Genomic DNA, 21,820 nt, shown 5'->3' on the forward strand with positions numbered 1-21,820 from the left:
CGCTGGAAATATAATATGCCCCTGCCAGCCACAGTCGGCGGTGTACTGGCACACATTACCGTCTTGGCCGACTTGGACATCGTTGTTTTTCATGCCACTACAGCGCTGCCAACTGCGGCCTGAATGCCACGCTTATGCGGACGGTTGCGACTGCCGGCAACCGGCATTTCCTATTCCACATAGAAGTGATCCTCAACAATGGCCGCCTTGACTGCGATCTGCATGTCAGTGCGGAGACAGCTACTTGACGGGATGCTGTAGTGCAAGCCGTGTCAGCCGATTGGCCAAGGCCCGTGCCAGGGCATATGGCAGGCAGATCAGTACGGGACCGATAACCACTGCTGCGCCGGGATGCACCTGCTTATAGATGAGCAGTTGCGCCACGGCGTCCAAGCTGACTCCCATGGCCAGCAGATCCCTGACGGCCGACAGCCAGTCACGAAGCAGCGCCTTTCGATTGGCGGCATCCGTTATCAGGGCATACAAGAAGGGAAGGCGACCCGCCCGGGCATCGGCCCAGCCGGCACGACAGCCCAGCAGGATGGCGATGGCCGGCTGCAGGATGAATCTCAAGCGGCCGGGGCCGGTGAACCGCTGGGGCAGCTCCGTGATGAACTGCTTTGAGAACAGATAGATGCGGCCGGTTTCGAAGGTGTCCATCACCGCTGAAGGTAGTGCGGCAAGCAGGATGAGCACGGCGATGATGGTCACGATGGTGCTGATGGTGCGGCGCTTGAGCTTCATGGCTACGCCTTCGGCTTCCTGCATGCCTGGTAGCATGCGACAGCGTCCTTCAGCCGCGGAAACACCCGCTCCGGCCCCAGCGCCTCGCCCAACGGCGATCGCTGCACAATGGCCAGCACCCCCGGAGTCAGGCCCACCAGCCACAGCTCCCTGCCGTTCTCTCTCGATTTCTTCTCGGCCGCAGTCAGCATCTTGAGTGCCGTGTACTCAAGGTCGAACACGGCTCGAAGGTCCAGCACGACAACGCTCGGGTTGGCTTCGGCGACCAAAGATGCAATCTGGTGGGCCAGTCGTTCCGCGTTGGCGAAGAAGATACGGCCCTCCGGTCTCAGGAGCAGCAGGCCGGGAAATCGCTCGTCATCAGGATGCTCCGGCGAAGCCGGCCCGAACAGACCGGTGCCCTGCTTGCGTCCGAGCACATGCAAGGGCGGGTTGGATACCTGGTGGGCCAGCGCCAGGAGGGACACCGCAATCGCCACAACGATGCCCTGCAGCGTCCCGAGCAGCACGACACCGACCATCGCCGTCAATGCCCACAGAAACTCCGTGCGCCGCACGGCGAGGATGGCCTGGAACTCGGCAGGATTGATCAGGCCAACCGAATAGACGATCACGACCGCAGCCAGGGTCGCATGTGGCATCTTGCCGATATACGGCGCAAGCAACAGCATCGTGCACAGGGTCGCCGCCGCCGTGACCAGTGCCGCCACCTGTGTACGCGCACCGCCGAGGCGGTTGACCGCCGTCTGTGTCGTGCCACCGCCACCCGGCATGGCCCCCAAGAAGGCGCCGCCCAGATTGGCCAACCCAGTGGCGAACAATTCCCGATTCGCGGCGGGCATGGACTCGTCGTTCTGGACAAAAGCCCGACCCGCCGCAATCGTTTCGGTGAAGCTCATCAGCGCGATGCCTACGGCCGTCGGCCAGAGTGCCCTGACCATGGAAAGGTCAGGCATGGTCAGGGCCGGAAGGCCGGTCGGGACATGGCCAACGACTTCCACGCCATGGCTCCCCTGGCCGAGCAGTGAGACGCCGGCTATCCCTGCAGCCACGGCAATCAGCGGCGCCGGTGCTTTCGGCCAAAAATGTTCCATCGCCACCTGCATGCCCACCGTAAGGAGACCTACGCACAGCGTCGTGAGGGACGTGTGAGGCAGGCCAGCCCCAATCGCCAGCAGGTTGTGGCCGAATGATCCCTTGGTAAAGTGAATGGCCAACAACTTGGGCAACTGGTCCACCACGATCACGATGGCGATCCCTGCCTTGAATCCAGTCAGGACGGGGTCGGAAATGAAGTTGCCGACAAAGCCGAGACGCAGCAGGGAGGCGAGCACGAGAATGACGCCCACCAGCAGCGTGAGCGTGGCCGTAGCCGTCAGCAGCGCGCCCAGATTGCCATGCCCGACCTGGATGGGCAGCCCTGCGACCGTTGCGTAGGCCAGGGCCTTGGGAATTACCACGGCCGCGACGGTCAGCCCTGCAATGACGTCCGGTTTAAGCCACGCCTTGCGGTACGCACGCAGCCAGTCCGGCGCGGCGAGGTGAGGGCCGTCGGCAACTGGCTGGGTGCTTTCGTGAAGCATGTAAATCTCCGATGGATTACTACGCCGGCCATGGCATCGCGGCACGCTTTCGCGCTCCAGCCTGGATCTCGGTCTCCACCTTGGTCCGCCCCTCCCAGATTGCGCGGATGAACGCGCGTAGTCGCTGCGGTTCTGCGAACTGTATTCGGTCGCAAACTCGCCGATGGCGTCATCAAAGGCCTGGCCGGAGCTCATGTAGCCGACGATCATCGCGGCATCGCCGGCGCGCGCGTGCGCGCGGGCCGGGCGTGTGCGTACATCACATCCGTACTGGGGCATCTTCACTATAGGAACTGCCATGGGCGCCCGATTGATCTGGCGTAAGTTTCGTGCGATCCCGGTTTCTATACACCGCGCCTTGACGGGTGACAGCCCAAATCACGGCTGGGCCAGCCACGCAAGACGACGCGACACCCCGGCGATTGGGCGGCAACGGGAAGCCTATTGCCGCACCCAGTGCGAGGCAGAACGTATGAACTGCGTGAGATCATCAATGCCTTGCACTATTAGTACGTTAAGGTTGGGGCATGGCGCATGCTTCCCAGGACTTGCCGCCGCGTCGCCCACCACCCATGACTTTTTCAAACAGGCTCAGTACGGTGGGGATGATATCGGCGTCCGGACAGCGATGGCCGCGATAGGGTGAGCCAGACAAGCCGCGTCGTCGCCGCAGCCTTTGTGGTGGTCGGCGGCCTCTTGTTTTCTGCTGCTCACTTACTTGGTGTATCGCCAGTCCCTTGACGCGCGAGCGCATAGAGGATTCACTCAACTTTTTTCTTGGAGCTGACTGCCGCGCCTGTTGGTTCATCGCATTCCATTACGGACCTCCCGCAACACCTCGTCGAAAGTGTCGACGCGGATCAGGCCTAACCGCGGAAACTCCAAGTCGACGATGACATAGAGTGTCACCGTCAGCGAGGCCACGAAAAATAGCGCATGCAACCAGTTTCGAGGACCGCGGCTGGCCATGCCATAGCCCGCGAACAACGCTCCAACCCAGCAAAGCGCGAAGAGCATGCCGAAGATGACGCTGGGCGGATGCTCCTTTGTTGAGGCAAGCCGGGTAGCTGCCGTATCGAATGCTGCATTGAGCGCAGGCAACAGAAGCATGGTGGCCGCAGGACTAGCAGTTCGCTGGGACTCCTCTACGGATCTTGTCCAGAGGCGCTCGCGCTGCACGTCCGAACGAGCCAAGGCAGCATCGACGCGTTTGCGGTCGGGGACTGCTCGATAGGCGTCAAGCCGGGCATCCAGATATTGCCTGAATATCTCCTGCAGCTCACCACGTGCTTGTTGCGGCAGCAGGTCCAGACGCAGGTAAGCAGTGCCGATGTCGTTGGCTTCCTGGACGATCAGCGTACGCCGCATATCAAAGCGGCTCGCCGCCCCGGAAAACGTGAAGGCAATCAATAGCCCAAGCAGTGCAAATATTGCGCTTGCGACCGCGCTCACGCCCGTTGTCTCCGGTTCGCGACCGGAGGCAACATGCCATTGCCACACCAATCGGCCGAGCTCCAGAGCAATCATGATACTTGCGAACAAACCGACCGCAAACACCAGCCAGCCGGCCCAACCGGCACCATCCAGTAGGAATGCCAAAATCCCCTCCGGTGTTTTGCCGCGCGATGCGCGCTTTCAACATTGACGACGGTGTGGAACGCTAGATCCAAATTTCGCCACCGTCTGTGCCCTTCCTCACAGACGTCCGGTAGCCAGATGACACTAACGCCTGAACGTCGGCGCTACGGCATAAGCCAACGCCTGTAGCGCGAAGCCGGCCGGCGCGCGACAACTCTCCGGCAGCGACAGTTAAGACTTCGGTCTGTTCGGCCATCTCAAGCGCGTCATCTGTCTCAATGTCAAGGTAGCGCACAGTGCTTTCGAGCCTGTTGGCAAAAAGGCTCGACTATCTCCCGCACGGAGATAAATCCTGTGTTCACTGGAAACCCCTGTCCGGCGCGGACTTGCCATATGGCTGCTCGACATTGGCATTCTCCCTTGCAGGCACTTTCGCCTGACTGGAGACGATCGTGGAACATTCGATGACTTCGACAACCGATGCGCGCCAGGTGATCACTCGGCAATCGGTTGTGCACCCAGATGTCACCCTACTGAGCAACACTTTCCGCGGCCCGAGGCTTCAAGGTTCACATACCATGTGGAACCACTATGGCATCTGGTAGTCAGCGGAACGGCCGCAAGCGCTGCACCTCGGGTGCCACTACTTGGCGGCGGCGGGCTGCACAGACACCGCTACGGCTTCCGTATAAACCGCCTCAACCCGGTCGCCCTTCTTGATGGCCTTGAGCCGCTCGGGGTCTTCGACCATGAGGTCGACGGTACGTCCCTTTGGCCCCTTGAGGGTCACGGTCTTGGCCGCGGCGTTCACCGCGACGACGTCCGCCGTGGCTGTCACTTCCCTGCCAATCGTCCCACCAGGCTTTGCGCCGGGTGCGGCGCGGTCCGAGATCTCGCGCTCATGCATAGAAAGGGGTCCGCTGCCCTTCTTGAGACTGAGGGTCATGGCTTCCTTGTACTCAACCGTGACAGCATCGCCAACCTTCAGTTGGTCGAAATTCCTGGCTTCTTGGCCGACTGGCAGGTCCACGACCTTGCCGTCACCAGTCTTCAGGGAGACCGTTCGCGTTGGCGTATCAATCTTGAGAATCGTGGCGGTTGCCTTAGCAGTACCTATGAGACTTGTCTGCCCTGGTGCCTGGGTGACGCGCACTTTCGTTTCTGGTTGTGCCCAAGCCGATACGGTCGCCGTCGTCAGGATGGCCATGGCCAGTAGTGCCTTCGTGTTCATGCCGCTCTCCCCTATATGGGTTCCCTTTGCTGCGAGACTGCCTGTCCGCAGCGCGGACTGTTGCTAATGGAAGCGCTCCCGCATCACCAACGCGCTGCGCTTATGACCTTTCCAAATCCGCTCCTTTGCTTCTGAAGGGCTTCCTCGTCCACCGAATCAAACGTCAGTATGACGGAAGGCCTGGAGCCGTCGCCCTCAATATGCTCAATCGAGTCAAACTCAGGAAACCCATACTTGACCAGGAAGGCGCCGATTTCCTCATCGTAGGTTTCCGCGTCGATATTTCCCAGCCGTTCGTGGCGGCGATCCGTGCATCAAGGCAAGGATGGACGAGGGGTAAGCTGCTGGCGGGCGCCGCGGTGTCGATGTCTCCCCGCCACTTGCCCCGGTCCAGCTCAAGGGAAAGCTGCCGGACTCCGTTCCGCCCGGCTGGCGGAAGTTCTTCCTGCGTGAGATCAAGCTGCCGCTGAGGCCATTGCAAGGGAGGCGCTCCCGGGCGGCTGGCCAAGATTGGCCAGCCAGCGACGGCCGCTGTGTCTGAGTGGTCATTAGTTGGCTGTTACAGCATAGACGCATGCGCGTACCCGGTGTTGATGTGCCGCAAGCACGCCGGCGTGCCGCCATCGGGAGCGCAGCGTTGACGGATGTGGCCGGGCTTGATGTAGCCCAAGATCGCGCTCGCGTGCACGCCTACTCTGGATGACATCACCGGCGCAGGCGTCGCCTATCGCCTATCAGCTTCTTGCAGGAGATCCCCATGCGTGCGATTGCGTTGGCCACCTGTCTGCTTTGCCCGGGCGTGTTCGCTGCCATGCCCACTGGTGCCGATTCGGCGGTACCGCTCGCGGTACCAGAGGCGCCGGCGATCCATCATATGAACGGGATCGACTACGTTTCCGGCGGGATCGGGGTAGACCAAGTGGCGGCCATGCGCAGCATGGCCGGGCGCTTCAATGTCCATATGCACTTCGTGAACGAAGCGGATGGCAGCAGCTTGTCGGACGTCACGGTGACGTTGTTCGACGCGCGCCGCGAGATCTTGCTGCTGGTACTGAGTGAGGGGCCGCTGCTCTACCTTCGGCTGCCGCCGGGCAATTATCGTGTGGTGGTTAGCTCCGCAGAGGCGATCGAATCCCGCAGCCTACGCGTGCGCCAGGACGGCAGAGGACCGTCGCTTCTGCTGCGCCTGCCAGGGGACCGTCCCTATGGGCCTACGACCAAGTTGAATCATGGCTGGCTCGAAAGTCCGCCAGTTCCCTCAATCGTCATGAATCCAAGGCTCGGATCACACGCGGCAATCAGATCCTGACAGCCGCCGACGATTGCATCGCAGCATGCCTTGTCGACCAGGCCTAGCTCTCCAATATTTTTCAGATACGTATCATAGCTGTTGGCTCTGTCAACTTGTCGACAGCGAGACAAGTCATTGGCAGGCAGCAATACTTGCTCAGGGGGCCGTTGACGGCTTCTGGCCCACTTCGGTGAACTCGTACCACGCGACGAATCTCGCAGCGAGGTGTTTGCGATAGAGCGACGCGTGCAGCAGATGCCGCTTCAGCGCGAAGTGCTGCCGAATCGGACCGAAGCTCGACAGGAAGGCCTGCGTGCGCTTCAGGTCGCGAAAGCCACGCGTACGCCTTTGGCGTTCACGGGTGGGCTGGTGGCTGTTCTCGGCCCGATTGTTCACGCGGGCGGTCGCCTTCACGAACACGTGCTTGACGCAGGCCAACTCCGGGATGTCGGCTTTCGCCGCCGGGTAGCTGCGCAGCTGATCGGTGACAATCTTGCGCGGCGCCGGGCAAGAGCGCAGCACGCGCAGGAAGAAACGTTTAGCGGCAGCCTTGTCGCGCCGCTTCTGCAGCAGGATGTCGAGTTCGGCGCCATGTTCGTCGACCGCTCGCCATAGGGCGTAGGGCTCACCGCGCAGCTTCACGAACATCTCGTCCAGATGCCAAGTGCTGCCTGGCTTGCGCCGTGCGACCTTGGCGCGATGCGCGAAGCCGGCGTCGAACTTGTCGCACCAACGGCGAATGGTTTCGTAGGTCACGACGACACCGCCCTCGAACAGCAACTCCTCGATGTCGCGCAGACTCAGGTTGAAGCGAAAATACCAGCGCACCGCGCAGCTGATGATCGCCGTCCGGAAACCGGTGGCCATGATAGAGCGATTTCTTCGCCTCATCTTACCCCGACCGCTTCGCCAACTTGACAACGCCCATGCGCCACCACCGCCGGCCAAACGCGAGCAGGGGAAACCGTCGTATTGGCAGCCGACGCCCGCGACAACGGTGTATCGGGCGCTCGCCCGCCACGTGCGACGACACCTGGCGCCCGGCGGCGTGAGATGGATGGCCCGGTTCATCGCCTCGTGCGATCCGTTCGCGATCGGCGCGTGGATCGGCGGCAGTCCCCCGCGCGCGGCAGGCGTTCATCGACATGCTGTGGGGACGTGCGGCCGAACCAGGCATTGAACAACGGCGTTGGCCTGATCGCTCGCCGCCGGCAGGGACGCGGGTCAGCTTGCTGAACCCGTGCAAGCCGATTGTCAGATGCGCGATGCGCAAGCGCGCGCGACCGCGGCCGTATGCTCGGGCGTCGCCGCGTGGGCAGACGCGGCGCCCAGCACATCGTGGCGTGACAGCGCCTGGCTGGCGCGCATCACACCCCGCGGGCTCGGCTTCGCGGCGCCGATCCCTGCAGACTGGACGGCGTCCGCGCATGCGAACAGGGCGATGCGGCAGGTGGCAAACGCCGCCCGCCGACAGGCGCGCCGGGACACGATGTGGGCGGCCAGCCGGGGCGCGTGCCCGACCTGGTCGGTAGCGACCGGTTGGTAGGTGAGCGAGGCGATCGCGCCGGCCGATTGCGATGTGCGGCGTCGCCGCGTGCTGGCCCTGCACGACGGGCGTCCGTGGTGCTGGTTCTATCGCGCGTCCGATGCTCGCTTTGTCGCGCGCTGGGATGACGCACCGCTGCAGGTAGCCGCCGTGACGCCGGGCGCGGCGATCGCGGGCCTGCGGCGCTGTGCGATGTACTATCAGCGGATCGCTCAGGTCGCGTTACCGTTTCCGAGCTCGGCGCGCGCGGTGACGCCCGAGCCGATCCCGCCGTGGCCGGCGGCGGGCTACCAGCTGCAGGAAGGGTTCTGGCAGGAGGCTCATGACCTGACCGAGGTGGCCCTGCTACCAGCGGGCGCGCGCCCTGCCCGATGTTGCCGGGCGCTGATCTGCCCTTCTCTTTTTGGCCCGCGCGACCCATCATGCGGTCAGGTCCGCGTCGGGTTGCGACGAGCTAAATATGGCGATTCAGCCACCCTGGCGAGGGGTTACAACTTTAGTTGAAATATTGACACAACCTTAGTTGTGCGTGCGGCCGCCAACTTACGGGCGCTGCATGACGGGGCCCACACGAATCGCATGCGCAATACAATGCTCCCGTATAGGCGCGGGTCCTGAGGGAGTCTCCAGATGGCCGACAGCAGAGTGAAATCCAATCTTCGCAATACGTGGGAGTCGGCAGCACCCGGCTGGTCGAAGTGGGAGCACGTGTTCGCCACCAATCTTTCGGGCGCCACGGACACGCTCATCGATATGGCCGGTATCCGGCCGGGCATGCGCGTTCTCGATCTGGCCTGCGGTGCCGGCAGCCAGAGCATCCAGGCAGCGATGCGAGTGGGTGCCGGCGGCGAAGTGGTCGCCAGTGATATATCGGGCACCATGCTGGAGCATGTCCGCCGAAATGCCGCTCGTGCCGGTCTTCAGAATATCCAAACGCTGGAATGCGCGGCAGACGAATTGGACGAGACACTCGCCCCGTTCGACGCGGCGATGTGCCGATTGGGATTGATGCTTTTCCCGTCACCGAGTGAGGCATTGGAAGCTGTCCGACGCGCACTCAAGCCTGGCGCGCGTTTCGCGGCACTGGTCTTCACGACGCCGGCCAACAATCCCTTTATGGCCCAGCCGATGGCGATCCTTCTGCGCCACGCGGGCAAGTCCCCTCCCGCGCCCGGACAACCTGGAATCTTCGCACTGGGAGGCGATGGCGTCTTGGAACGCCTGATGAACGACAGCGGTCTTAGCGATGTGAAAACACAGCACGTTCGAGCGCAGCTCGTCTTGCCCAGCGCGTTCGATGCTCTGCAACTGATGCAGGAAGCCGCCGGGGCATACCGGGCTGTGATAGCGGACCTCGACGTCGCGGCGAGATTGAGCGCCTGGAACGATGTTTATGAATGCCTAAAGCAGTTCGACGCCGGTGAAGGCTTTAAGACCGAGCTTGAACTCATCATCGGGTCGGGCGCCAGACCAAGATAGTTTTCGCCCGTTGGAGACTGAAGGTCGCCTACGGGTCCAAATCGCGTCGCTTCATGCTCGAAACTGTACGACAGGAACGGGCACACGAGTCCACCGCTCGCGACTGACCGAAATCGCTTGCCGGCCCGATACGAACGTTCATGGTTAGTCGGCGTACGTCCGAATTGCGCTGCGGATTCAACAGGCCGATGCAGATCGGGAGAAGGCTTGAGTCCTGTCCGCTCGACCAAGCTTGCAGGTGTGAGCGAATGACGGCTCAACAACTAGGGACGGCCGTACCAGACACGAAGACTTGATTGACGGCGAAGGCTCGGCAAGAGACGACCGGGCTGAGACCGAAGCACGCCCTACCCCGCTTGATTAGCGCGATCGAAACTGCAGCGGAGACCGTGGGCCGGTCGCGCGACATAATCGCCAATAATGTTCCAGGAAGTGGAGGCATCGATAGGACGTTCATCTTGGGAAGATTCAGAGCTTGCTCTTGAGCAACGCCTTCAGTTGCGAAACGTAGGCTGGTGCCCACGTCTCAGCTGATGCAATCGCCTGAATCAGCGCACGGTATTCTCCATATCGACGATTGCGGTTGAGTGCCGCGACAACTTTCGTGGCGAATACTGCAGGCTCGACACCTGCGTGGAGGCTGATGCTGAGCTTGACAAGGTCGGAGCAGGCCTCGTCAAAGATAACGCTGATTTCCCACCCTTCTTCCGTCGTGCGTTCGTAGACTGTATCGGCCAGCGCGACAAACTCCCACATCAGATCGGGTGCAAGGCCGCGCGCGGCTTGGGCAATGGACGAGGCGATGGCCACCCGTATGGCGTCGAGTTCTCTGGATAATTCGCTGATTTGTTCCGTGCCAAGAAACGAGGCTTGCTCACTGAGCTCGCTAATCCATTCACGAATGGCCGCGACACACAGGCGCTACCGCAACGCGTACACCCCCAGTGGACCTGGCTGCAATGCCGGTATGCCCATGATGTCATATCGCTTGGCACAGATCTCGAGATGTGCATGGGGAGCTCCGGTAGTCCGAGTAGACAATAGACCCTTTTCCCGACGGATTTGCCGGGCCAAGGGTTCGTCGTGCTGGCGCAAGGCAAGCTACCGGGCGGCGCGACGCCAGCAATACGCCAGGAACGTTCCGGCCCGTCGGGGGGCGCGCGGCGGCAAGGTCTGTCACGCGAACCATTACCTCTTGTACTCGGTGTTTCGTTGATCTCGAGTGGGTAGGCGAGGAACCGCCTCACATCAAAGTGACGAATAAGACGCTAGAGGCAGAATGCGGCGGCAATACCTAACGCCAACCATTACCGCGTCGTCTTTGTCAACGCACCTTCTTTGGTTCCAGCCGGCAGCCACACGTGTCGGCCTGCGCCATTGAGAAATAAGCCTTTGGACAATTGCTCGTAGTTTAAACGCCTCGCATATTTCCTCGATGACCTTTCCGTCGCGGCACAAGGGAGATCAGGGAGTGAGCAATCAGGTGGAGCGAGATCTTGGCCTGATCCGCGCGCCGTTGACGTAGGTCAACCGTGCTATCGAGATGGCGCCTAAATTTAAGTCAGAAGTCCGTAGCCCGCCGCGATTGTATAGTCATACGTTGGTGTCGGCGCATGGGTTGTTCTACGCTTCCATGGAGAATAAAAATGAAAACGATTTCCACAATCGCCGCTACCCTGATCGCCTCTGCTCTACCGGTCACTGCGGCAGATATCTACGCCCAGACGCTAGAAAAGGTCGCTGCGACAGATAGGATCACGGTCGCTTATCGCGAGGCGGCGGTTCCCTTCAGCTATGTGCTCAGCCCGCATAAAGCCGTAGGGTTCTCCGTCGACCTGACGGAAGCCATCATTGACGATGTGCGTAGTCGGCTGAAGAAGCCCCTCCTCAAAGTTGAATACATCCCGGTGACCGGGCAGAATCGTATTCCTCTGCTTGTCAATGGTACCTACGATTTGGAGTGTGGGTCGACCACCAATACCAGCGCACGCGGCAAGGAGGTGGCATTCTCGATCAATTTTTTCTACGCAGGAACTCGCCTGCTGACCAAGCGCGATTCTGGCATCAAGGGCTACGCTGACCTAGGGAGGAAGACGGTAGCCAGCACAGCTGGCAGCACGAACGAGAAGGTAGTGAGAAAGTACAGCGCCGATAACAAAATCGATATCAAGATGGTCTCCGGCAAAGACTATGCAGACGCCCTGCAGCTCGTTGAAAGCGAGCGTGCGTCCGCACTGGTCTTGGATGACGTTCTGCTGTTCGGCTTGCGCGCCAATTCGAGGAACCCATCTTCGCTTGTGATTGTGGGTGATACGCTTCAGGTGGAACCGTATGCCTGTATGGTTCGTAAGGACGACGCGGAGTTCAAGAAGCTGGTGGATGGAACCATAACGCGACTGATAAGATCGGGAGAATTTACACGACTCTATAAGAAATGGTTTGAGTCGCCGATCCCACCCACCGGCGTGAACCTCAATATGCCAATGAGCGAGCCATTGCGGGCTAACCTCAAGGCACGTAGCGACAAGCCAGCGCAGTGATACTGCTGCATTGATCCCATCGGCGGAATGTGCAGGCGGCACACAAGGATACCGCTGGGGCAGGCTCAAGACTCTTGCCAACCGGGTTAATCACGACATAGAGGCCGGCAATCTTCGACGTTGTTTTGGTAGGAGGCAGTATTCTCAGACGCCATGAAGCACACGCGCATCATAGTCACACATTACGGCGGACCTGATGCACTACAGGTGGTGGAGGAAGAGCGCCCCGAACCCAAGGCCGGCGAAGTACGGGTGAGGGTGCTGGCAGCAGGCGTGGGTCAGCCAGACCTGATGATGCGTGAGGGCTTTCATCCGGAAACGCCGCCGCTCCCGTTCACGCCGGGGTGGGATCTCGTTGGCTTAGTGGATAAGCTCGGCTGTGACGTATCTGGGGTTGAACCAGGCCAGCTCGTTGCAGCCCTGCCGATCAACGGCGCGTACGCTGAGTTCGTCTGTCTAGCCCAGCGTGAACTGGTTCCTGTGCCCTCAGGGTTGGACGCGGCCGAGGCTGTCAGCCTTGTACTGAACTACGTCACCGCGTACCAGATGTTGCATCGCTGCGCCATAGTCAAGCCGGGCCAGCGCGTGTTGATTCACGGTGCGGCAGGCGGGGTCGGCTCAGCACTAATGCAGCTTGGAAGCCTCGTAGGGCTGGAGATGTACGGTACCTGTTCATCGCAAGATGCGATCGCAGTTTCGGGCTTGGGCGGTATTCCAATTGACTACCAAAAGCTCGATTTCGTCAGTGAGATTCGTCGCCTCACGGATAAGGGCGTGGACGTGGTCTTCGACGGCATCGGCGGTACCCACATCTGGCGTTCCCGCGGCGCTCTCCGTCTTGGCGGGAGGGTAGTAGCCTATGGCCTTACTGCCTCGCTACGTGGGGGGCGCTTAGCATCAGGTCGTCCAGGTCGCCGTAATCGCTTTCAGCGACTCGCAATTTTCGGTTTGTACATCGCTGGCAGCTGGCTTCTCCCGGGCCGGAAGCGGGTGGTCCCCTACAGCATCCAGTGGCTCAAGCGTCTGAAACCGGCATTGTTTCGACAGGACTTGATTGCCCTGTTGGACCTTCTTCAACAGAAAAAGATCAAGCCGCTAATTGCCCGGAAACTTCCTCTTGTCGAGGCACGACTTGCACACGAGTTGCTCGGCGAGAAAGGCGTGGCTGGGAAAATCGTGCTTGTGGGCAATGAGACCTTGATGCGGTGAAGAACGGGTGAAACAGCCGAGACCCTGCCAGCCGACATGACTGCTGAAATGTCGGTTTCGCCTTGGAAGCTGCCGTTGGGGATGCGCAGGGCCGAATGGCATAAGAGGCTCGGACAGCGACCGTCCAGAAGAGCGCAAACTCGAATCTCCTTTCGTAAGAAAGGAGATCGCCATGGAAACGCTGTATTCCCCCGCTGGCAATCGCGTGCCATGGAACAACGGCAAGATCCCCGGTCGTAGGCGTTGAAACCTTTGCGGGTGAGATTGCCATGATGAGCCTCCTGCCTGCGGCGTTGAGAGCGTGTGCAATGTCCCTATTGGTCGAGGAGCACGCCGTCGGTTGCCTCTTTGAAGATGCGCGTACTCCGCCGCAAGGCTTCGCGCTAGGTGGGGTTAGGTTCCGGATAGGCCAGTAACTGCGCCCCGCTGCCATTGACCACCATCGGCAGCGACAGACATACCTCTGGACCTGGCCAGGAACATTTCGAGTGGCATGCCGGAGACCGTCGCGCCGGACCAGTCGACACGCGGCGACCCGATCGCTTCTCTCCGAGCGGCTGCGCGTCGTAGCTCCTGCGATTCACGCCTACGTTCTTGGTGGACACGGCGAATCCGCGGTGATCGGGTGCGCCGGTGCTGATGGCGCGCTCGCGCGCGCAGCGCAGGCGGTCAGATATGACCCGGGCGTTGGCGACCGGCCTCCCATCGAGCGGGAGGATGGCAGCGCAGTTCCTGCTGCCTTCGTCACTTCGAGAGTGAGACCATCATGACGGCACTACGTCGGCGCATGCCTCGTAAAACGAGCCAGCATTAGTGTCGCGGCCGTCTAAGACGCAATGCCACCCGGCAAGCCGGTCAACAGAGTCCCCTGCCGTGACTCCGTGAGCCGCATTGCCACATATCTGGCCATGGACAGCCAAGCTGGCGACGCGCCCCCTTTCCGGAAATTTGCGTTCATGCTAACCACGCTCCAGACCAATCAGGAGGCCAATAGTTAGCGCAACTGCCTGACCCATGGCTTCAGAGAGAATGCAGTCGAGGTCAAGTCCGCTGCGTTTCGCTAAGAGACCGACCTCCCCTATTGGGCAGGCGCCAGAATCACAGAACAACTGGCTTGTTGCTCAATTCATTCTTGCCGCTGTCTCGCACAGGGAAATGCTGTCGCAAGTGCTGGCTGATGGCCAGGATGCCATCGATGAGACCGTGCTGATACTCACCGCGTCGGAAGGTGGCTTCCATTTCCCTACAGATTGCGTCCCAGTCGCTGGCGCCGACCTTCGCATGGATGCCACGGTCGGCAACAATCTCGACGCTCCGGTCTGCCAGCAACAGGTAAATCAGGACGCCATTGTTGTGTTCCGTATCCCAGACACGCATCTGAGAGAAGACCTCGACAGCACGGTCACGCGCCGATTGCCCCGCGAATAGGCTCGCCAAACTCAGCGCACCCTCCACAACAAAGCAGAGTTGTCCGAAATGGCTGGATTCGCTCTTCGCAATGGCTTGTTCGACTTCCCTCAATACATCCTCTGGGAAGGAACGCCCGACCCGCCAGTGCGTCATCAACAGATGTCTCACGATGCGTTTGACGTTTTCCATCACCATTTACCCGAAGCCCCACCGCCGCCAAAACCACCACCGCCCCCCCCGAATCCACCCCGTCCGGACCGGCCACCGAAGCCGCCCCGACCGCCAATACCTCTCCAGCCAATGTGTGAGCCGCCGAACAGCGTAAAGAACAGCGCGATAGCGCCAGCCATAAGCCCGACTGCAAGGGCGCCAGACAAGAGCCAACCGATGAATCCGACCGCACCGCCGGCGGCCACCGCCCCCGGGCCTCGCCCCAAGAAGGACCGCAGCAGTCCGCCTAATACAACCGTGAGCACAAGGATCACCGGCATGAGTTGCCGCACTGGGTCGCGCTCACCTCCTTCACGCCGTGGTGTCGGCAACGGCTCCCCGCTGATAACACCCATGATGCGTTCCACACCGGCTGTCACGCCGCCATAGAAATCACCCTGCTTGAATCGGGGAACGATGTCGTCGCTGATGATGCGCTTGCTCATAGCATCCGTGAGAACGCCCTCAAGGCCATAGCCAACTTCGATTCTGACCGTTCGGTCGTCCTTTGCAATGATGAGCAGCGCCCCGTCATCCGTCCCTTTTCGCCCCAGTTTCCATTTCTCGACGACGCGAATTGAATACTGCTCAATCGCTTCGGGTTGCGTAGTTGGCACCATGAGAACGGCGACCTGGCTCCCTTTCTGCTCTTCGAATGCTTGCAGTTCTTGCTCTAGGGCCGCCTGTTGCGCGCTCGTAAGCGTGGCGGTCAGGTCCGTCACGCGTGCCGTCAGGGAGGGAACGGCAACGTCGGCTGCGGCGCCCAGAGACGCGAACACCAAGAAGACAAGAAACAAGCCTCTTGCGGCCGACAGCCATTTCACTTGGCACCCCCAGGCGCGCTTGCCGGCGCGGCACCGAAGTCCACCAGCGGCGGCTTGGCAATTGTCGCTTCGCTAGCGACGGTGAAGTTGGGCTTCTCCTTGTAACCGAAGACCATTGCCGTCAGGTTTGAGGGAAACGACCGCACGGTGACGTTATAGGCCTGAACTGATTGGATATACCGGTTTCGCGCTACGGTTATCCGATTCTCCGTGCCCTCAAGCTGAGACTGCAGGTCTCTGAATCCCGCATCGGCCTTCAGCTGGGGGTAATTCTCGGAAACCGCCAGCAGCCTCGATAGGGAGCCGGAGAGCGCCTGCTGTGCCGCCTGAAATTGGGCAAAGGCCTGCGGGTTGTTGAGCAGCTCAGGTGTGACCTGGATTGCGCCGACACGCGCCCGCGCCTCGGTCACCTGCGTCAGGACTTCACGCTCATGGCTGGCGTAACCCTTCACGGTGTTGACCAGGTTAGGGACCAAGTCAGCACGGCGTTGGTACTGGTTCACCACTTCCGACCAGCCTGCCTTGACCTGCTCGTCCTGGGTCTGGATCGCGTTGTATCCACAGCCCGTCAGACCAATTGCGAGCATTGCCGCAAGTGCCACCCATAGCTTGTGCACGAGACACCCTCCATCCTTTGGCAATCTTCAAACGCCGGACCACATGAGCCTAATAATGCCCCAGTAGCCCTGTCGCGACTAGCCCGCAATCGAAAATCCAGTTTTCAGCATTTATGCTAGGCAGCGCGAAAGGCCGTTTGCTTGATTTGCCTCAACAACGCTTGTTGGCCCAGTCGGGAACCGAATGGTTCGCGACTTGACCCAGCGCCGCTACATAGAATGACTACAGGGCGACGGCGTGAAAGGGGTTCGAGATGTCTATCATGGAGAACATTGCGATTTCTATCTCGCGTTGGCCGTCGTGGCGAGGCGAGCAGACGGAAATGTGCGAGCACAAGGGCATCGGACATCCCGATAGCCTATGCGATGGAGCTGTCGAAGCTGCGGCACGCGCCTTGTGTCACGCCTACCTCGAAGCCTATGGAGCAGTCCAGCACTTCAATCGGACAAGGCCCTACTCATCGGCGGCATAAGCACGCCAAAGTTCGGCGGTGGCAAAGTGCTGCGCCCAACGCGGTTGATAGTGTCCGGCCCTGTTACCGAACTTCCATCGGCCAAGGCCGAGCTAGTTGTCGAGCAGGCCATTCGCGAGTACCTCGCAACGTCCTTGGGCGGTATTGGCAATGACATCCGCATCGAGCCAATCCTCCGGCCCTCAGCCCCGAACCTCCGGCGTGTGACCAACGCAGCGTCTCTTCCACTGTCCAATGACACATCCTTTGGCGTCGGCTATGCGCCACCCTCATCGCTTGAAAGAGCGGTGCTGTTGGTTGCCGACCTTCTACGCTCACGTGCCGACAGGGGAGTGTTTGAGGCGGCGGGCCTCGATTACAAGGTGATGGGGTGTCGGCTGGGTGAGCATCACCGTCTGACTCTTGCACTGGCGTTTGTCGACCGACGCGTACACGGCGTCGACGAGTACTTCCTCCTCAAGGGGCGAATTGGGTCGTATCTGGCCGAGCGCATCGGCACTGAGTGCGAGATTGCAATCAATACCCTCGATAGCCGGGATGCCTGCGACGAAAGTGGGATCTACCTGACGGTCACTGGCTTGAGCGCTGAGCACGGTGATGACGGCCAGGTCGGTCGCGGAAACCGTGTCAATGGCCTGATCACCCCCTATCGGCCAATGTCGCTGGAGGCGGCAGCGGGCAAGAACCCGGCGTCACATGTCGGCAAGCTCTACAACGTGCTTGCCCACCGGTTAGCCACTCATATTCAAGCAAGCGTGGATGGTGCGGATGAAGTCATCGTCCGGCTTCTCTCCGGAATTGGACGCCCCATCGACCAGCCCCAACTGTTTGCCATTGATGTCGTGGCCGAGCGCGGCCTCTCGAGCGCCCAGGCGCAGCAAGTTCGTGAACTCGCGAGGCAACAGCTGGCGGAGTTCCCTGCCTTGGTCAATGAGCTGATCCATGGCACGGTAGCGGTCTTCTAGGCCCGCAATACGGGGAGCACAGCAACCTCGGCTCCGGCATCAGCTGTCCCAGCGGCTTCTGCAGCCTTCAAACACGTGCTTCGTGTGGCGTTCGACATTCATTCCCGAACCGGCACCCCACTGCGTCCCTGATCTCCCATGAACGCTTGATTGAAATCAAGAAGCAAATCGACTGGTCGCCCAGAATGAAAATGTAATTTATGCGCTGCAGTTCCTCCTAATCGCCCCAAGGAGAGGATGGAATGCCGACCAAGTCCACCCCCCCTAATGGGGGAATTACGGCATTACCGACGCCCAGGCAGTTCCAACGGCCGCCGCGGGCCCAGCCGCGCCCCAGCAGCTCGTGCGTGACCCAGTTTGTGGCATGGAGATTTCCCCACAGGAGGCCGCTGCCAGCACGGAAGTCGACCAGAAGCGATCTAGGTTCTGCTCCCCACACTGTGCGCAGGCTTTCCTCGCCAACCCGGCGAAATATATTCTTCACCCCGTAGATAGGCGTAGCTCGGCTCGGCCCTCTAGCAGTCCTAGCCCACCGGGCGTCGCTCCTATCCCTGCGGCGAGGCCCGCGCTTGCTTCCCGCGCTGCGGAATGATGGTGGACAAGGCTACGGCCCTGTCCGCCGAGCGTGGCAACCGCGTCGCTCGTTTTATTTTGAATCGGAGGCGTCGCGAACGGTTTTTCAGCAAGACCCGACGAGATACATACATCGGCATCATCGGCACCACGGCTGCTGCTAGGCGATACCGTCTTCCCTTTTAAGGAGGAAAACATGAACCACGACCACAACGGTCATGAGCGGCCTGCCGACGCACTGCGCACCGTGGCCAGGTCCAAGCTGGTCATGATTGGCTTTCTGCTGGTGATTGCCTACTTCCTATGGACTGAACACCGGGCACACGTCATTCAGTTCCTGCCATTACTTCTGCTGGCCGCCTGCCCCCTGATGCACATCTTCATGCACGGTGGACATGGACATGGACATGGACATGGACATGGACACGGTCACCGACCGGATGACGCCACAAAGGACACGACCACCAAGGGAGAGCGATGATGCAACCCGAAACACAATCCAGCTACGGCCTCTGGTCGCTGGTCATTATCAACTCCGCTGTCTTCATCATCTTCGCCTTCAGCTTCACCAAGCCGAAGACCCAGCGCGATTGGCGCTCGTTTGGCGCGTTCTCCGCGTTTATTGTGGCGCTCTTCACAGAGATGTATGGCACCCCCCTGACTATCTATCTTCTGCTGCCGTGGCTTTCGGCGAAGTTCCCGGGAATCGACTTCCTCTCGCATGATGCCGGTCATCTTCCGGAGATGATTTTTGGCTGGAGCGGCAATCCACACCTGGGGCCATTTCACATCGCCAGCGACATTCTAATTTTTGGCGGCTTCATCATGCTGTCTTCCGCCTGGCGCATTCTGTACCTGGCCCAGCAGCAGCACCGCCTCGCGACCACTGGTCTCTATGCGCGCATGAGGCACCCTCAGTATGTCGCTTTCGTCCTGATTATGTTCGGCTTCCTGCTGCAATGGCCGACGATAGTCACTCTGGTGATGTTCCCCATTTTGGTCTGGATGTATGTTCGGCTGGCCAAGGCAGAGGAGCAGGACGCACTGGCCGAGTTCGGGCAGGCCTATGAGGAATATCGGCACAAGACACCAGCATTCATTCCGCACATCTCAGGCCGAGATGTTCCGCGGACGCGTCCTCATTGAATTCAACCGTAATCTTCCTTGCACCCGGAGGCTGCCATGAAGCCGTTCAAGACTGGTGTGACGCTATCTGCAACAGTCGTGCTCTTCTACGTTCTATGCACGCTCGTTTGGATGGTTCTTCCTGAGCCCTTCATGAATTTCATGAATGCGCTCTTTCACGGGCTCGATTTCCGGCGCCTTCAGACGGGCGAACCGATATCTTGGTGGTCGGTCATCTACCCGGCCTTCGTTTTTGCAGTGTGGTTCTTTGCTGCTGGGGCTTTCTTTGCATGGTTACACAACAGCTTTCGGGGAGAGACCTGACACCAAGAATGGCGACTACCGATATGACTGCAAGGCTTAGCGCCACAGCTTTTTGGGAGCTCGTGTTGTCCAGACCGGCGGCCGACCTCGAATAGCGGTGGCAGTCGAATTTTCTTGGCTTACCCGAAAGATTAAAGGGTTTCTATGGAACCGCGTCAGCAGCAGTTTTCCCTATGGTATGTGGTCCTGGCAGTTTCCGCGATGCTCTTCCTTCAGAGCGTCCTGTTCTCGTCCCATGTCGAGACGCTACCGTACAGCGACTTCAAGGTCCTACTCAAGGCCGGAAAGCTCAAGGACATCACGCTTGGAGAAGGAGCTATCACTGGCACGCTCAGCACCACTGGCATTGAGACACTGCTCCCCAAGCAACAGGTCGAAGAGATGTTGCGCCAGGGAAAGGGAGACCACCCGTTCTCCACGCTTCGGGTCAACGACCCCAATCTGGTCCAGGACCTCGAAGCCGCCAAGGTGCGCTTCGTCGGCCAGGCCGACAGCAAGTGGATTGGCACGCTGCTGTCGTGGATTGTTCCTGCAATGCTCTTCTTTGCCGTCTGGAGCTTTCTCATCAAGCGGGTGGGCAGCGCCGCCGGCGGGATGTTGGAAATAGGCAAGAGCAAGGCAAAGGTCTACATGCAGAAAGAAACGGGGGTGACGTTTGCCGACGTCGCCGGCATCGATGAGGCAAAGGAGGAGTTAGCCGAAATCGTCAACTTCCTGAAGGACCCGCAGCGCTATCGGCGTCTGGGTGGCAAGATTCCCAAGGGCGTACTGCTCCTGGGGGCTCCTGGCACCGGCAAGACATTATTGGCAAAGGCAGTAGCCGGCGAAGCTGGTGTGCCGTTCTTCACCATGAGCGGTTCTGAGTTCGTTGAGATGTTTGTGGGCGTTGGAGCCGCGCGGGTACGCGACCTGTTCAACCAGGCCGAAACCAAGGCACCCTGCATCATCTTCATTGACGAACTCGACGCGCTAGGCAAGACCCGTGCCCTCGGTGCAGTTACCGGCAATGACGAACGCGAACAGACCCTGAACCAGTTGTTGGTTGAGATGGACGGATTTGATACCAACAAAGGCGTCATCATCATGGCGGCCACCAACCGGCCAGAAATCCTGGACCCGGCGTTGCTGCGCCCCGGCCGCTTCGACCGCCATATCGCGCTAGACCGCCCTGACCTGAAAGGGCGCGAGCAGATTCTCAAGGTACACATCAAAAATGTCGTTCTTGCCCCGACCGTCGACCTGACCAAGCTGGCCGGGCGCACGCCCGGATTCGCGGGCGCCGACCTCGCCAACCTTGTCAACGAGGCCGCACTGCTGGCGGCCCGGAAGGGCAAGGATGCCGTGGAGATGATTGATTTTGACGAGGCGCTGGACCGCATCGTAGGCGGCTTGGAGAAGAAGAACCGCGTGATGAATCCGCAGGAGAAGGAAACCATCGCCTACCACGAGGCCGGTCATGCCATCGTGGCTGAGTCGCGGCCACATGCTGACCGAGTTTCCAAGGTCTCTATCATTCCCAGAGGCGTCGCAGCACTGGGGTACACGCAGCAGACCCCGACAGAGGACCGCTATCTCCTGAAGCAAAGCGAGCTGTTCGACCGACTCGATGTTTTGCTTGGAGGTCGCATTGCCGAACAGATTGTCTACGGAGACGTTTCGACCGGCGCGCAAAATGACCTGCAACGCGCAACAGACATGGCTCGCCAGATGATTACGCAGTTCGGCATGAGCGAGCAGCTTGGACTCGCTACTTACGAGGATATGCCAAACCCGCTCTTTACCGGACCAGGACTGATGCCTCGGCAACACAAGGAATACAGCGAGAGTACTGCGCAAATCATCGATGCAGAAGTCCGGACGATTCTGGGCGATGCCAGCCAGCGGGTGAAGCAGACCTTGCTGGCAAACCGGCACAAGCTGGACGCGCTGGCAAAGCTACTTCTCGAACAGGAGGTCGTAGACCGACCTTCGCTGGAGCTGTTGCTCTCCGAGAAAGTTACCCCGCTCACACCCGGCAAGGCTAGCCCCGCCGCGCCCAATGTGCCCGATCCGCGAAAGGTGAACCATGAGAACGACGGCAAGTAGCCAGACGGCTCCC

Annotated in this window: 18 protein-coding genes and 3 pseudogenes; 11 read left to right on the plus strand and 10 right to left on the minus strand. The window is 60.3% G+C overall.

All coding sequences use genetic code 11. The annotated features are described in order from the left end of the window. Nucleotides 1-240: 240 nt before the first annotated feature. The 5 genes and pseudogenes from AC3WL8_RS21045 to AC3WL8_RS21065 form a co-directional block, all read right to left on the minus strand. Nucleotides 241-768, minus strand: coding sequence for a hypothetical protein (locus AC3WL8_RS21045; protein ID WP_492378722.1), 528 nt, complete (start codon nt 766-768; stop codon nt 241-243). Then, nucleotides 747-2,627 (minus strand): SulP family inorganic anion transporter, encoded by a 1,881-nt coding sequence (locus AC3WL8_RS21050; RefSeq protein ID WP_492378723.1) that lies wholly within the window; start codon nt 2,625-2,627, stop codon nt 747-749. Before AC3WL8_RS21050 ends, AC3WL8_RS21045 begins: the two co-directional genes overlap by 22 nt. Before the next feature lie 504 nt (nt 2,628-3,131). Further along, nucleotides 3,132-3,926, minus strand: a complete 795-nt coding sequence (locus AC3WL8_RS21055; protein ID WP_249221412.1) for a bestrophin-like domain — start codon at nt 3,924-3,926, stop codon at nt 3,132-3,134. Nucleotides 3,927-4,140: 214 nt separating this feature from the next. After that, nucleotides 4,141-4,215, minus strand: a pseudogene (locus AC3WL8_RS21060) (integrase); the annotation flags it as partial. 333 nt (nt 4,216-4,548) lie between these two features. Continuing rightward, nucleotides 4,549-5,136 carry a hypothetical protein gene (locus AC3WL8_RS21065; protein WP_492378724.1) on the minus strand — a complete coding sequence of 196 codons (588 nt, stop codon included), beginning with the start codon at nt 5,134-5,136 and terminating at the stop codon, nt 4,549-4,551. Between the two features lie 757 nt (nt 5,137-5,893). Here AC3WL8_RS21065 and AC3WL8_RS21070 point away from each other — a divergent pair. Next, complete coding sequence (locus AC3WL8_RS21070) at nt 5,894-6,445, plus strand: hypothetical protein (RefSeq protein WP_492378725.1); 552 nt, start codon at nt 5,894-5,896, stop codon at nt 6,443-6,445. A gap of 138 nt (nt 6,446-6,583) precedes the next feature. Here AC3WL8_RS21070 and AC3WL8_RS21075 read toward each other — a convergent pair. Beyond that, nucleotides 6,584-7,307 (minus strand): annotated as a pseudogene (locus tag AC3WL8_RS21075) (IS6 family transposase); the annotation flags it as partial. A 666-nt stretch (nt 7,308-7,973) separates the two neighbouring features. Between AC3WL8_RS21075 and AC3WL8_RS21080 the strand changes: the two are divergent. Next, entirely contained in the window at nt 7,974-8,477 is a 504-nt protein-coding gene (locus AC3WL8_RS21080; RefSeq protein ID WP_492378726.1) for a hypothetical protein, read from the plus strand. Between the two features lie 126 nt (nt 8,478-8,603). After that, nucleotides 8,604-9,452, plus strand: coding sequence for a class I SAM-dependent methyltransferase (locus AC3WL8_RS21085; RefSeq protein ID WP_492378727.1), 849 nt, complete (start codon nt 8,604-8,606; stop codon nt 9,450-9,452). A gap of 468 nt (nt 9,453-9,920) precedes the next feature. Here AC3WL8_RS21085 and AC3WL8_RS21090 read toward each other — a convergent pair whose 3' ends face one another. After that, a complete protein-coding gene (locus tag AC3WL8_RS21090; RefSeq protein ID WP_492378738.1) occupies nt 9,921-10,370 on the minus strand; it encodes a DUF6880 family protein in 450 nt (149 codons plus the stop codon). A gap of 728 nt (nt 10,371-11,098) precedes the next feature. Between AC3WL8_RS21090 and AC3WL8_RS21095 the strand changes: the two genes are divergently transcribed. Together AC3WL8_RS21095 and AC3WL8_RS21100 are read left to right on the plus strand one after the other, a co-directional pair. Continuing rightward, nucleotides 11,099-11,992, plus strand: a complete 894-nt coding sequence (locus AC3WL8_RS21095) for a transporter substrate-binding domain-containing protein (protein ID WP_492378728.1) — start codon at nt 11,099-11,101, stop codon at nt 11,990-11,992. Between the two features lie 153 nt (nt 11,993-12,145). Then, nucleotides 12,146-13,201: a medium chain dehydrogenase/reductase family protein gene (locus tag AC3WL8_RS21100; RefSeq protein ID WP_492378729.1), complete on the plus strand. Its 1,056-nt coding sequence runs from the start codon at nt 12,146-12,148 to the stop codon at nt 13,199-13,201. 1,098 nt (nt 13,202-14,299) lie between these two features. On the opposite strand, the gene AC3WL8_RS21105 is transcribed toward AC3WL8_RS21100, so the two are convergent. Genes AC3WL8_RS21105 through AC3WL8_RS21115 form a run of 3 tightly spaced genes read right to left on the minus strand, consistent with a single transcriptional unit; the run spans nt 14,300 to nt 16,232 of the window. Next, complete coding sequence (locus AC3WL8_RS21105; protein ID WP_148271725.1) at nt 14,300-14,806, minus strand: TPM domain-containing protein; 507 nt, start codon at nt 14,804-14,806, stop codon at nt 14,300-14,302. Beyond that, a complete protein-coding gene (locus AC3WL8_RS21110) occupies nt 14,800-15,645 on the minus strand; it encodes a TPM domain-containing protein (RefSeq protein WP_013958675.1) in 846 nt (281 codons plus the stop codon). Before AC3WL8_RS21110 ends, AC3WL8_RS21105 begins: the two co-directional genes overlap by 7 nt. Then, entirely contained in the window at nt 15,642-16,232 is a 591-nt protein-coding gene (locus tag AC3WL8_RS21115; protein ID WP_492378739.1) for a LemA family protein, read from the minus strand. Before AC3WL8_RS21115 ends, AC3WL8_RS21110 begins: the two co-directional genes overlap by 4 nt. A gap of 284 nt (nt 16,233-16,516) precedes the next feature. Between AC3WL8_RS21115 and AC3WL8_RS21120 the strand changes: the two are divergent. The 6 genes and pseudogenes from AC3WL8_RS21120 to ftsH all read left to right on the plus strand — a co-directional run bounded on the left by AC3WL8_RS21120 (nt 16,517) and on the right by ftsH (nt 21,807). Further along, nucleotides 16,517-17,700, plus strand: a pseudogene (locus AC3WL8_RS21120) (methionine adenosyltransferase). Between the two features lie 364 nt (nt 17,701-18,064). Further along, complete coding sequence (locus AC3WL8_RS21125; protein WP_492378730.1) at nt 18,065-18,292, plus strand: hypothetical protein; 228 nt, start codon at nt 18,065-18,067, stop codon at nt 18,290-18,292. Nucleotides 18,293-18,469: 177 nt separating this feature from the next. Beyond that, nucleotides 18,470-18,754 carry a DUF2933 domain-containing protein gene (locus AC3WL8_RS21130; RefSeq protein ID WP_492378731.1) on the plus strand — a complete coding sequence of 95 codons (285 nt, stop codon included), beginning with the start codon at nt 18,470-18,472 and terminating at the stop codon, nt 18,752-18,754. Beyond that, nucleotides 18,754-19,419: a methyltransferase family protein gene (locus AC3WL8_RS21135; protein WP_153954529.1), complete on the plus strand. Its 666-nt coding sequence runs from the start codon at nt 18,754-18,756 to the stop codon at nt 19,417-19,419. The genes AC3WL8_RS21130 and AC3WL8_RS21135 overlap by 1 nt, the downstream gene beginning before the upstream one ends. A 36-nt stretch (nt 19,420-19,455) precedes the next feature. After that, nucleotides 19,456-19,722 (plus strand): DUF5676 family membrane protein, encoded by a 267-nt coding sequence (locus tag AC3WL8_RS21140; protein ID WP_153954444.1) that lies wholly within the window; start codon nt 19,456-19,458, stop codon nt 19,720-19,722. 144 nt (nt 19,723-19,866) lie between these two features. Continuing rightward, entirely contained in the window at nt 19,867-21,807 is a 1,941-nt protein-coding gene (ftsH, locus tag AC3WL8_RS21145) for an ATP-dependent zinc metalloprotease FtsH (protein ID WP_153954443.1), read from the plus strand. Nucleotides 21,808-21,820 lie beyond the last annotated feature (13 nt).

The organism is Cupriavidus sp. FW305-F7 (assembly GCF_058782875.1).